The following is a 13,478-nucleotide window of genomic DNA, read 5'->3' on the forward strand; positions in this document are numbered from 1 at the left end:
CGAAACGCCGCAAAATCCCGCAATCGCCGCAGGCTACGTCCCAGCCTGCGCCCTTTGCCGCCACCAAACCGCAGCCCGGTTCCCCAGCCCCCGGAATCAGGCACCCCTGCGCCCGTATCCGGGCACCCGGCCTCCCGTATCCGGGCACCACTGATCCCGGAATCAGGTGCCTGAAATGCTATAAGCACCTGATATAAAGAAATTATATCGGAGCAAAGATTCTAAAGAAGATAAAGATTCACATATAATATGGCGGGTGTGTTTGCATTCATTAGGTGTTTTGGGAAGGGGTTTCGTGGCGAAACTGGGTGTGATGTTCGAAAATTCCCACAGCTGATTCACATTGGCGCTGTGATGTGCGACTATCTGCGCAATAATCGCAAAACCGCGCATCTGCATCCTAAAGGCAGGACATGAGCAAGAAACCCGAATCCCCGCTGCCCCCCTATCTGAACATTGACCCGCAACGCGCCGCAACCCGGTTGGGCGAACCGGTCGACACCACCCGATTCGCCCGTGCGGCCGCCTATTGCGGGCGTGGTCGCGACGATCTTGCCAAGCGCGGCTATGCCCCCGACGGCAAAAAGCGTCTGCGTCGATTCTCGATCTGGGAAATCACCCGCTATATGATCCCGGTCGCCCCGGCCCATCTGCGCCGGGTCCTCAAGGCCAACCCGGATCTGCCGCAGGGCGATGGCGAAGCCAATCAAAAGTGGTTCACGCTGGAAGAAGTGTTGCGCCTGCGCGATCACTTCGCGGCCGAGGGGTCCAGCGCCAAGGAATACCGCCCCTGGCGCCCCAAAGGCGCCCCGGCCAAGATTGTCGGCGTGGCCAATTTCAAAGGCGGCTCGGGCAAGACCACCACCTGCGCCCATCTTGCCATGGCTGCGGCGCTGGATGGCTATAAGGTGCTGGTGATTGACCTTGATTCGCAAGGCTCGATGACATCCATCCTAGGCGGTCAGGTTGCCGACGAATGGCAGACGGTGTTTCCGCTGATCGCCAAAGACTATGCGCTGGCGGTCGAGGCTGAAAACGCGGTCCGCGCCGCCCGCTCCGAGGCCCCCCTTCCCCTTGATGAGACCTTGACCGAGGCGCTGAAAGTTTCGCCGCGAAACCTGATCCAGAAAACCCACTGGCCCAATATTGACCTGATCGGCGCACAACTGAACCTGTATTGGGCTGAATTTCAGATCCCGGTCTGGCGCATGGGGCTGCGGTCATGGCCGTTATGGGATGCGCTGGGGAACTTTCTCCAAAATGAAGGTGTGGTCGATGATTACGATATCATCTTCCTCGACACCCCTCCTGCACTTGGGTACCTGACGATCAATTCACTGGCGGCGGCTGATATTCTGCTGGTGCCTCTGGGGGCCAGCTTTCTGGAATTCGATTCGACCGGCCGGTTTTTCGACATGCTGTATTCCACCTTCGCCTCTATCGAAGAGGGCGAAAACAGCGCCCGCCGGGCCGCCGGCCTGCCCGAGGTCAAATTCGAATGGGACGTGGTGCGCGCGATCATCACCCGGTTCGACGCCAGCCAGCAAACCGATCTGGCCAATGTGATTCAGGCCTATTTCGGTGATTTCATGAATGCCTATCGGCAAGAATTCACCGCGCTTGTCGGTCAGGCCGGCGAACAGGTGAATGGTATTTACGAAGCCGATTACCGAGATTTCAACCGCGACACCTATTTGCGTGGGCGCGAAGCATTTGATCGCACCTATGCGGAATTCAAGGAATTGCTGCTGGGGGCGTGGTGGCGCGATGAACAGATGAAGGAGGAAGATCATGGCCAAGCGTAAACGTCTGACCGCCCCCTCGGCCGAGGAGCTGGCGCAGCTTGACGAAGGTTTCGCCGCGAAACCGGTGCCCGACCGTCTGGGGGTCACGGCGCCGATCGCGCAGGTCGCGGCGGAAACCGCGCGCCAGTCCAGCCCGGTTGCGCCGGCGGACCGGGCGCGTCAGGCCGCGACCGAAAGCGATGCCGCCGCATGGCGCAAGGCGCAGGCGGCCGGTCTGGTGATTCGTGAAATCCCGCTGGATCAGATCCACGCCGATCATCTGGTCCGTGACCGGGTCGCTATGGATCACGAAGCGCTGGACGAGCTGAAAACCTCGATTCGCAGCGGCGGGTTGAGGATGCCGATCGAGGTGGTGCCGCTGCCGGATGGGTTCGGGCTGATCTCGGGCTGGCGGCGTTTGTCGGCGCTGCGGGCGCTGCGGGCCGAGGGGCAGGGCGGGTTCGACACCATCCGCGCCATCCTGCGCCAGCCACAAGAGCTGGGGCAGGCCTATGCCGCCATGGTCGAGGAGAACGAGGTTCGCCTGCAACTGACCCCGTATGAGCGCGGGCGCATCGCCGTGGTGGCGGCCGCGCAAGGGGCTTTTGACAGCATGGAACAGGCGGTCGACGCCATTTATGCCGCGGCATCCAAGGCCAAGCGGTCCAAAATCCGGTCTTTCGCGCTGGTGCATGAAGAGCTTGGCGATCTGCTGAGCTTCGGGCCGGACCTGTCGGAAAAGATGGGCCTGCGGCTGGCCAGTGCCATCCGCGAGGGTTTCGCCGCGAAACTGCGTACCGGTCTGGCGGCGGGGCAGGGCGACAGTGTGGCGGAAGAGGTCGCCCTGCTGGAGGTGTTGCTGACCGGGATCGAGGCCGATGCCGCACCCAGGCGCACCGGTCGCCCGCGTCAGGCCCGCCCGCGTCCCGAACGGTTCGGTGAGGTGCAGCTGGCCAATGGCATCAGCATTGAACGGGTCTGGCAGGATGGGAAATGGTCGATCCTGTTCCACGGCGCCAATGTCGATGTCGAGATGGTCGAGGCGGTCATGCTGGAAATCCAGCGATTGCTGGAGCCGATCTGACGATACCGTAAACGGGTTCCTTTGGGTGGTCCATTTGATATAATTTAATTAAATCAATGTGATATCATAAAGAATCCGGGCCGGCATCCATGATGCGATGTTCAGCCATCAGCGCGACGGGGTGTTGAAAGTGGCGATCACGCCCTGACCCCGACTGCCCCGCCCGACTGTCCCGGCGCGTGGCCGGGGCATGTTGCCGGGCGGGGCGGGCTGTGGCATCCTTGCGGCCAAATCATCTGGTGATGACGCGGCGCCGCCGCGCGGGGGGCAGGGATGCGGTTGGTCAAGGCGATCTGGCACAGGCTGGCACGGCCCGGTCTTGTTCTGGCGGTGGCGGTCGCGCTGAATGGGGGTGCGGCAGCGGCGGAAACGGCGCTGGTGCCGGACCGGCGGATCAGCGTCATGCCTGACACCGACCTGCCCGGCGGCGACCTGACCCCGGCCTTCAACACCAGTTTCGATGCCTGCCAGCAGCTTTGCGCCAATGACCCGGACTGTATCGCGCTGACCTATAACCAGCGGGCGCGGGCGTGTTTTCCCAAATCGGTGATGAATGCGCCGCAGGTTTTCGTGGGCGCGGTATCGGCGCAGGTGATGGACAACGCGGTGACGCGTGCGCAGGCGGAAAAGCGGGCGGCAGCGGCGGACTGGCTGGACCGGCCCGACCTTGACGCGGCGCTGGCGCAGGCGCGGAGCCTGCCCGGCCTGTATCCGCCGCTGGACAGCGATGACCCGGTGCGCGATGCCCGCCGGGCGGCGGGGCAGGGCGATGGCGACACGGCCTTGCGGTATTATGCCACCGCTGTCGGCCAGACCGATTCGGCCAGTGCCTGGCTGGCGATGGCGGAACAGCTGATTTACGGCGTCGGGGCGGACAACAGCGATGCGGCGCGGGCGGCAGCCAGCATGGCGCTGAACGCCTATCTTCGGGCGGGCGACGATGCCACGGCGGCGCAGGCGCTGAATGCGCTGTCAATGGCGTGGGAACGGCTGGACCGGGGCCGCGACGGGTTGCGGGCGCTGCGGCTGGCGGCGGATCTGTCCGACAGCCCGCAAATCGCCGAGGCCTTGGAAAAATCCCGCGAACGCAACGGCTTTCGCGTCACCGATAACGATGTCCAGTCTGACAGCCTGACCCCGGAAATCTGTGCCAGCTTTTCCGAGGCGCTGAACCCCGGCCTTGATTACGCGCCCTATCTGCGCCTGCCCCAGACCGGCCTGACGGTCGAGGCCCGCGACCAGCAATTATGCGTCGGCGGGTTTGGCCACGGCCAGCAGGTCGCGATCACGCTGCGCGCCGGGCTGCCATCCGGCAGTGGCGAGGTGCTGGCGCGGGATGTGCCGATCAACAGCTATATCCGCGACCGGGCGCCCTCGGTCCGGTTTCCGGGGCGGGCCTATGTGCTGCCGGCGGGGGGCGATCAGGGGCTGGCCATGGCGACGGTCAACCTGGACAGTGTCGATTTGCGGCTGATGCGGATTTCGGACCGCAACCTGATCCGGGCGATGCGCGACGACCTGTTTGCCCGCCCGCTGGACCATTGGTCGGCGCGTGATTTCAATGACAGCATGGCCACGCAGGTCTGGTCGGGCCGTGCCAGCGTGCCGGGCGCGGGGCCGAAGGCGATGAACCGCGACCTGACCACCCGGCTGGCCATCCCGGCCGAGGCCGGGCCGCTGGCGCCGGGGATCTATGTGCTGGAGGCCACGGTGCCCGGGCGCTCGTCCGAGGAAACCGGGATCGCGGCGCAGTGGTTCGTGATCTCGGATTTCGGGGTCTCGACGCTGTGGGGCGCGGATGGGCTGGTCACGGTGGTGCGCGGTCTTGGCGATGCCGGGCCAAAACCGGGGGCCGAGGTCACGCTGATCTCGCGCGCGAATGCGGTGCTGGCGCGGGCAATGACCGATGCGCAGGGGGTGGCGCGGTTCGACGCCGGGGCCGTGCGCGGCGAGGGCGAGGCCGCACCGGCGCTGGTCATGGTCACCGACTGGCAGGGCGAAGGCGCGGATCGCGCGCCCGCCGATATGGCGTTTCTGTCGCTGACCGACCCGGAATTCGACCTGTCCGACCGCGGGGTCGAGGGGCTGCCCCCGGCGCCGCCGGTCGATGTGTTCCTGACGCTGGACCGTGGCGCCTATCGCGCGGGCGAGGTGATCAACGTCACCGCCACCGCCCGCGACAGCGCCGCCCGCGCCATCGAGGGGATGCCGATGACCGCGCTTTTGTTCCGGCCCGACGGGATCGAGGCCGCGCGTCAGGTGGTGCAACCCAGCGGGGCGGGGGGCTATGTGCTGTCCTTCCTGGTGGCCAATACCGCGCCGCGCGGCACCTGGCGGGTCGAGATGCGCGCCGCCGCCGATGGCCCGGCGCTGGCCACCGCCCGCGCGCTGGTCGAGGATTTCATGCCCGAGCGGATAGATTTCACCCCAGACCTGCCCGAGGGGCCGCTGAGGGCGGGCGGCGATGTCGCGCTGTCGCTTGAGGCGCGCTGGCTGTTCGGCGCCCCGGCGGCGGGGCTGCCGGTCGAGGTCGGCCTGCGTCACGCCCCGGCGCGCACGGTGCCGGGCTTTGCCGGGGTTCAGTTTGGCCGCCACGATGCCGAGGCCACGCCCGAATATGACAGCCTGCCGGGCGGTCAGACCGATGCGCAGGGCCGGTTTGCCACCGATCTGCACCTGCCACAGGCACAGCCGCCCGCCATTCGCAGCACCGATGTGATCGTGTCGGTGCGCGAGGGGGCGGGCCGTCCGGTGGAACGGGTGGCGACGCGTCTGGTCATGCCCGGCCAGCCCGCGCTGGGGGTCAAGCCGATGTTCACCGATGGCGTGGTGTCCGAGGGCACCGAGGCGCGGTTCGAACTGGCCGCCGCCGCGCCCGACCTGTCGGCTGTGCAACTGCCGGTGCAATGGGTGCTGAACCGCATCGACACCGATTATCAGTGGTATGCGCTGGACGGGCGCTGGAACTGGGAACCGGTGGTGCGGCGGCGCAAGATCGCCGGGGGCGAGGCGGTGACCGGTCAGAGCGAAATCGCGGTGCCGGTGGAATGGGGCGAATATGAGCTGGTGGTGACGCAGGCCGAGGGTCAGGCGGCGCCGGCCTCGGTCCTGTTTCAGGCGGGCTGGGGGGCTGCGGCCTTGGGCGGGACGGAAACCCCTGACAGGCTGACCGTGTCGCTGGACCGGCCCGATTACCGCAGCGGCGACACCGCCAGGGTGCATGTCACCGCGCGGGCGGCGGGGCAGGCGGTGGTGTCGGTGCTGTCGAACCGGGTGGTGTCGCTGGATGTGGTGGCGCTGAACACGGGGCAGAACACGATTTCCCTGCCGGTGACGGATGACTGGGGGGCGGGGGCCTATGTCACCGTCAGCGCGCTGCGGCCGCTGGCCGGGGAACAGGCCCCCGAGGCCGGGCGCAGCCGCGAACCGGCGCGCGCGCTGGGGCTGGCCTATGCCGCCGTGGACCCGGCGGACCGCGCCTTGCAGGCAAGTGTGGAAACCCCGGACAAGGTCAGCCCGCGCGGCACCCTGCCGGTGCGGCTGGCGGTTCAGGGCGTGGCGGCGGGCGAAACCGCCTTTGCCACCGTGGCGGTGGTCGATCAGGGCATTCTGAACCTGACCGGCTTTGAATCGCCCGACCCGCAGAACCATTATTTCGGCCAGCGCCGTCTGGGGGTGGGGCTGCGCGACCTTTACGGGCGGCTGATCCTGCCGACCGGGGCGCCGGACGGGGCGCTGCGGCAGGGCGGCGATGCGGGGGCGTCGCTGAACAGCAAGGCGCCGCCGCCGACCGAAAAGCTGATGAGCTGGTTTTCCGGCCCGGTGCAGCTGGCGGCGGATGGCAGCGCGACGCTGGATGTGCCGGTGCCCGATTTCAACGGCGAAGTGCGGGTCATGGCGGTGGTCTGGACCAGATCCGCCATCGGTCAGGCCGAGGCCACGGCGGTGATCCGTGACCCGGTGGTGATGACCGTGACCGCGCCGCGTTTCCTGTCGCCGGGCGACAGCGCGCAGGTCACGCTGGCGCTGACCCATGTCAGCGGCCCGGCGGGGCAGGTGGGCCTGTCGGTCAGCGATGCGGGCGATGCCAAACTGTCGCCCGGTGCCGTGCCTGACCATGTGACGCTGGCGGAAAAGGGCCGCACCAGCCTGCGCGTTCCGGTCACGGCCGGGGCCGGGGGGCTGGGGCAGTTGCGCTTTGGCCTGACCACGCCGGATGGCCGCGCCGTGAGTAAGGACATCACCATTCCGGTGTCGCTGGCCGAACCCGATATGCTGCGCCAGACCCGGATCACGCTGGCGGGCGGCCAGTCGGCGCCCATCGACCCGGCCCTGACCGAGGGGCTGATGCCGGGGGCGCGGATGGTGCTGACCACCGGCCCGTTCGCGGCGCTGGATGTGGCCGGGGCGCTGGGGCGGCTGTCGCGCTATCCCTATGGCTGCACGGAACAGGTGGCTTCGGTGGCGATGCCGCTGATTTATATGCCTGATCTGTCGGCGCAGGCCGGCGCCGGCAGCGATGCGGCGGCGGGCGATGACAGCGCGGGCGAAAGCCGCAAGGCGGTGCAGGACGCGATTGGCACGGTGCTGACGCGTCAGGCCTCGGGCGGGTCGTTCGGGATGTGGTCGCCGGATTCGGGCGATCTGTGGCTGGATGCCTATGCCACCGATTTCCTGTCGCGCGCCCGCGCCGCAGGCTTTGCGGTGCCTGACCAGCCCTTCCGCAGTGCCATTGCCAATTTGCAGAACCGGGTGAATTACGCCCCCGATCCGGGCGCGGCGGATGGCGATGACAATGCCGCGCTGGCCTATGCCGTCAGCGTGCTGGCGCGGGAACGGGCGGCGACGGTGGGCGATCTGCGCTATTACGCCGATGCGGCGGCGGCGGGGTTTGTCACGCCGCTGTCGGCGGCGCAGGTCGGGCAGGCGCTGGCCGCCTATGGCGATCAGGCCCGCGCCGACCGCATGTTCGCCCGCGCCAATGCGCTGTTGGTCAGGCAAGGCGCCGCCGTGTCCGAGGACCAGCGCCTGCGCGGCGATTACGGGTCCAATCTGCGCGACCGGGCCGGGGTGCTGGCCATCGCCGCCGAGGCCGGGTCCGCCGCCATCGACCAGACCGCGACCAGCCGCACGCTGGCCGGTCAGATCGACGCGCGGATTCAGCGCGGATGGGGGCTGTCGACGCAGGAATCGGTCTGGACGGTGCTGGCCGCCCATGCGCTGGGGCAGGGCAAGCCCGATGTGGCCGTGGACGGGGTGCCGCTGGACCGGGTGGTGACGGCGCTGCCGCCCTTTGCCGGGCAGGTCAGCAATACCGGGCGGGCGGAAACCGACATGACCATCGGCGTGTTCGGCAAGCCGCAATCGCCGCCGCGCGCGGGGGGCAATGGTTATGCCATCCACCGCAGTTTCTATGCGCTGGATGGCGCGCCGCTGGACCCGGCGCAGGTGCCGCTTGGCACCCGCATGGCCGTGGTGGTCGAGGTCACGCCCTTTGCCCGCAGCGACGAGGCCGGGGGGCGGCTGATCGTCAGCGATCCGCTGCCCGCCGGGTTCGAGATCGACAACCCCGACCTGATCCGCGCCGGCGATGTGGCGGCGCTGGACTGGCTGGACGATCTGGCCGAACCCGAGGCCGCGCAGTTCCTGCATGACCGCTTTAACGCGGCGGTAACATGGCGCGGGGCACAGCCCTTCCGGCTGGCCTATCTGGTGCGGGCGGTCACAGAGGGCACGTTCCGTCACCCCGCCGCCAGCGTCGAGGATATGTATCGCCCCGAATACCGCGCGTGGTCCGATGGCGGCATGGTTCAGGTCACGCCCTGATCCGCAGGGCGGGTCGGGCAACGGTGGCGGCGATGCGGGCATGAGGCCCGCCCCCACGCGGCGGGTGGGTGATGACCGCCGTGCCGGGCGGCGGGTCATGGCGCTGGCGCTGGTTTTGTTTGCTTTCGCGCTGGGGCGCGATCAGGCGGTGGCGGCGCTGGACCGATGGGTCGCGGGGACGCCGATGCCGTCGCTGGCCGTGCCGGTGGGGACACAGGTGCTGGCCCGCGACGGCAGCTTGCTGCGCGCCTTTCAGGTGGCCGATGGCCGCTGGCGGCTGGACCCCGGACCTGTCGATCCGCTGTTGATCGCGCTGTTGCTGTCATGGGAGGACCGGCGCTTTCGCGACCATGCCGGGGTTGACCCGCGGGCGCTGGCGCGGGCGGCGGTGCAGGCGCTGCGGCATGGGCGGGTGGTGTCGGGCGGCTCGACCCTGACGATGCAGGTCGCGCGCCTGCTTGAGGATGGCCCGACCGGGCAATGGGGTGGCAAGCTGCGCCAGATCCGGCTGGCATTGGCGCTTGAGCGGCGGCTGGACAAGGACCAGATCCTGGATCTGTATCTGCGGCTGGCGCCCTATGGCGGCAATACCGAAGGGGTGCGCGCCGCCAGCCTTGGCTGGTTCGGCAAGGAACCCCGCCGCCTGACCCCGGCGCAGGCCGCGCTGCTGGTCGCCCTGCCGCAATCGCCCGAAACCCGCCGCCCCGACCGCTTTGCCGATGCCGCGCGCCGCGCCCGCGACCGGGTGCTGGACCGCGCCGCGCAGCTGGGGGTGATCAGCGCCGGGGATGCCCGCGCCGCCCGCGCCGAGGCCCTGCCCACCCGCCGCCGCCCGTTTCCGGCGCTGGCCCCGCTGCTGGCGGCGCGGCTGCACCGCGCCTTTCCCGGCGCGCAGCGGATCGAAACCACCATCGACCCGGATTTGCAGCGCCATGCGCAGGCGCTGGCACGGCGGGCGGTGCGCGGGCAGGGGGGGCGGATGTCGGCGGCGCTGGTGCTGGCTGATCACCGCAACGGGCAGGTGCTGGCGCTGGTCGGGACGGCGAACTGGACGGATACGCCGCGCGCGGGCTTTGTCGACATGACACGGGCGCTGCGTTCGCCGGGGTCGACGCTGAAGCCGTTCGTCTATGGGCTGGGGTTCGATGACGGGCTGGCCCATCCCGAAACCCTGATCGAGGACCGCCCGGCGATTTTCGGCAACTGGCAGCCGCAGAATTTCGACAATATGTTCCGGGGCACGATCAGCATTCGCCGCGCCCTGACCGAGTCGCTGAACATCCCCGTCGTCCGCGTGGCCGAGGCCGTCGGCCCGGCGCGCATCGTGCAGGCGCTGGACCGGGCGGGGGCGCGGCTGGTGGTGCCTTCGGACAGTGCGGGTCTGGCGGTGGCGCTTGGCGGGGCGGGGATCAGCCTGATGGATCTGGCGCAGGCCTATGCGGCGCTGGCGCGGGGCGGGCGCGGGGTGGTGCTGTCGGCGCTGCCCGGCCCGGTGCAGGAACGGCCGATGGCGATGTTTGGTCCGGTGGCGGCGTGGCAGGTCGGGCAGATTCTGTCGCAACTGCCGCCGCCGCCGGGGGCGCGTCCGGGGCGGCTGGCCTATAAGACCGGGACCAGTTACGGGCATCGCGACGCCTTAGCGGTTGGGTTTGACGGCGGCTATGTCGGCGCGGTCTGGCTGGGGCGGCCCGATGGCACGCCGGTGCCGGGGGCGTTTGGCGGTGATCTGGCCGCGCCGGTGCTGTTTGACCTGTTTGCCGCGCTGCGCCCGGTGCCCCTGCCGCCACCGCCGCCCGCGACGCTGATTGTGGCCAATGCCGCGCTGCCGCTGCCGCTGCGCCGCTTTGCCCCGCCGGGTCAGGCCAGCCGTCCCGATGCCACGCGGGCCGAGGCGCTGCGCATTGCCTGGCCGCCCGATGGCGCCGAGATCGAGGCCCCCGACCTGCACCTGACCGCCAAGCTGCGCGGGGGGCAGGGGCCGTTTACGTTGCTGCTGAACGGGGCGCCGGTGGTGGTGGGCGCGCGCGACACGCAGCTGGGGCTGCGGCTGGGGGGGGCGGGCTTTTCGCGGCTGACGGTGATTGACGCCACCGGCGCGTCGGACAGTGTGCTGCTGCGGGTGCGCTGATCAGGCCACCCGCCGCCCCCGCACCCATGTCGCGACCACGCGCGGGGTCTGCGGCAGTGCCGGGTCGGGGGCCGCGATGCGGATCAGGTCGGCGCGTAGGCCCGTGGCCAGCCGCCCGCGGTCGGTCAGCCCGGCGGCGCGGGCCGGGTTGGCGGTGACGGTGGCCAGCGCGCGGGGCAGGTCGTCCCAGATCGCCGCCAGCCGCCACGCCCCCAGCAGCAGCCCCGCCGGCACATAGTCCGAGGACAGCACATCGACCAGCCCCGCGCGCGCCAGATCGGCCACCGCGACATTCCCCGCGTGCGAACCGCCCCGGATCAGGTTGGGCGCCCCGGCCATGACCGTGATGCCGTGGTCGCGGCAGGCGCGGGCGGCATCCGCCGTGGTTGGAAATTCGGCCAGCGTGGTTCCCAGTTCTGCGCTGTCGGCCACCTGCGCGGCGGTGGTGTCGTCATGGCTGGCCAGCACCGCCCCGTGCCGCGCCGCCCATGCCACCGCCGCCGCCAGATGCGCCGGTCCCAGCCGGGCGCGCATGTCGCGCAATTCCCCGACATAGGCGGCAAAGCGGTCATCCGACATGCCGGTCTTGCCCTGCACATAGTCCGCCAGTCTGGCGATATCGCGATATTGCCGCTGGCCGGGCGTGTGATCCATGACCGACAGGATGCCGACGTGATCCTGTGCGCCGAAACCGGCCAGTTCGTCCAGCAGGGTTTCGCTGCACAGTTCCGCCCGCAGGTGCAGGCGGTGGCTGATGCGCAGCAGGCCCGCGTCGCGCAGGGCGATGATGCGGCTGGCCAGATCGCGGGCATAGGCCGCGTAATCGGCCCCCTGCGCCGGGATCGAGCCGATGCGCAGCGCGTCGAACACCGTGGTGATGCCTGCCCCCGCCAGTTCGCAGTCATGCGCCAGAATGGCGGCATCATGGGGCCAGTCGACGCGCGGGCGCGGCTGGATGTGGCGTTCCAGATTATCTGTATGCAGCTCGACCAGCCCCGGCGCCAGGAAATCGCCGCCGCAATCGACCGCATTGGCGGCAAGGGGGGCGTCGGGGGGCGCGCTGTCGATGGCCTCGATCCGGCCATCGCGGATGGTGATCGCGCCATGGCGCACCGCATCGGGCAGGATCAGGCGGGCATTGGCAAGGATGGTGCGGGGCATGGTATGTCCTGACAGGCTGGTCCCCCAGCATCGCGTCTGATCACGGATGGTCAAGACGGGTCAGGGCGTTGGGGTCGCGCAGATGTGACCTTAAAAAGACAGGGTCGTTCAGAAATACAATTTGTGAATTTAAACGGAAAATATTAGGTAATTTGGAAGAGCCTTCGATTCTGGGTGGAATTCCCAAGTCTGACAAAGGTTTGGCAAGATTTTCCGGCTGAATATCGCTTTGCCGCCCTGTCATTCCCCGTATCGCTGGTTCCTTTCGTCGTCCGCATGTCGCGGAACGGCTGTGACCAAGGGGCAGATTTATGACAGTTGTATCCTTTAACGCGCTTTTCATCGGCACTCTGCCGGATATGGACCCGCAGGAAGATCCGTACTACCCTGCACTGGGAAATGGTGAGTATGTCCATTATTATTTGAATAATCAGACATTTGGTGCTGGCACCGACCCGCTGTATTCGCACAGCACCCGTGTGACGCTGACCGACAATGGAAGTGACGGCGGGGTCGAGCATAACCAGTATAATCCCGGCGGCGATACCATCAGCTATTACGCGAATGGATACCTGCAATCTGCCCAAGTGGACACTGGCGGTGTTATCAATAATGTGCTGATCACCCAAGCGATGCCCGGCGGCACGACGCGAAGCTTTTACGCGACCGTACGGATCATGCAGGATACCTATGGCAATACGTTCATCCTGCCGCCAAAGGCTGACGGTTCGGATTCGACCGAAGGTGACGTGTCGCAATACCCGATCGTCAGCGTCAGATTTCCGTCTTACCAGGGGAATTACGATACCAACTATGGCGGGGTCTCGACCGATCGCACCAGTTTGGCGAATTTCCAGGACGGTTATGTCGACGGCAACGATTTAGCCAATACCATTGATTATGACTATACCGGTGACCGTGATGGTGATCGGGTTGACCACAATGACCCCTGGCTTCCCGGCGCGGTCGGGAATGATGACTATATCCGTGCTTATGGCGGCAATGACACGGTTTATGCCGGTGCTGGACGCGACGTCGTCGAGGGCGGTGAGGGTGACGACCTGATCTATGGCTACAGCCGAGGCTCGGATGACGGGGCCAGTGATACCTTGTATGGCGAGGATGGAAACGATTCGCTGGATGGCGGTGATGGCCGCGATCTGCTGGATGGTGGCACGGCGCGGGCGCGAAAGCGGTGCGCTGACCCCGCAACAGGCCGCACGTCTGGCCCGCCGCGCCGAGGTGCCCGACTGGCTGCAACAGGGGCTGGCAGATCACGCCGGTCTGGCGCCCTTGCCCCGCAAGACCCTGCCGCAGACCCCGCTTTTGCCCGCGCACAGCGTTGATCTGGACGATGCGCGACAGGTCGGGGGCGGCACCGGCGCGCTGGGGCGGTTTGCGGCGGAACAGGCCAAGGGTCGACCCATGCAGATGATGCAGGGGGGGGCTGCGACCTATTTCACCAATAATTTCGAAAAGCTGCTGCATGATGACA

The 13,478-nt window shown here is 67.8% G+C and carries 6 protein-coding genes; 5 read left to right on the forward strand and 1 reads right to left on the reverse strand.

Annotation, left to right across the window (positions count from 1 at the left end; all coding sequences use genetic code 11):
- The first annotated feature begins 413 nt into the window (after positions 1-413).
- The 4 genes from ACFXP9_RS13030 (at position 414) to pbpC (ending at position 10,822) form a co-directional block, all read left to right on the forward strand.
- Positions 414-1,805 carry an AAA family ATPase gene (locus tag ACFXP9_RS13030; protein WP_397208876.1) on the forward strand — a complete coding sequence of 464 codons (1,392 nt, stop codon included), beginning with the start codon at positions 414-416 and terminating at the stop codon, positions 1,803-1,805.
- Positions 1,792-2,868 (forward strand): ParB/RepB/Spo0J family partition protein, encoded by a 1,077-nt coding sequence (locus ACFXP9_RS13035; protein ID WP_397208875.1) that lies wholly within the window; start codon positions 1,792-1,794, stop codon positions 2,866-2,868. Before ACFXP9_RS13030 ends, ACFXP9_RS13035 begins: the two co-directional genes overlap by 14 nt.
- Positions 2,869-3,141: 273 nt before the next feature.
- A complete protein-coding gene (locus ACFXP9_RS13040; protein WP_397210269.1) occupies positions 3,142-8,694 on the forward strand; it encodes an alpha-2-macroglobulin family protein in 5,553 nt (1,850 codons plus the stop codon).
- A gap of 97 nt (positions 8,695-8,791) precedes the next feature.
- Positions 8,792-10,822, forward strand: coding sequence for a penicillin-binding protein 1C (gene pbpC / locus ACFXP9_RS13045; protein ID WP_397208938.1), 2,031 nt, complete (start codon positions 8,792-8,794; stop codon positions 10,820-10,822).
- On the opposite strand, the gene ACFXP9_RS13050 is transcribed toward pbpC, so the two are convergent.
- A complete protein-coding gene (locus tag ACFXP9_RS13050; protein ID WP_397208873.1) occupies positions 10,823-11,983 on the reverse strand; it encodes an alpha-D-ribose 1-methylphosphonate 5-triphosphate diphosphatase in 1,161 nt (386 codons plus the stop codon).
- A gap of 311 nt (positions 11,984-12,294) precedes the next feature.
- On the opposite strand from ACFXP9_RS13050, the gene ACFXP9_RS13055 reads away from it, so the two are divergent.
- A complete protein-coding gene (locus tag ACFXP9_RS13055) occupies positions 12,295-13,329 on the forward strand; it encodes a calcium-binding protein (RefSeq protein WP_397208872.1) in 1,035 nt (344 codons plus the stop codon).
- Positions 13,330-13,478: the final 149 nt, after the last annotated feature.

This window comes from Paracoccus jiaweipingae, from assembly GCF_044335505.1.
Lineage (GTDB): Bacteria > Pseudomonadota > Alphaproteobacteria > Rhodobacterales > Rhodobacteraceae > Paracoccus.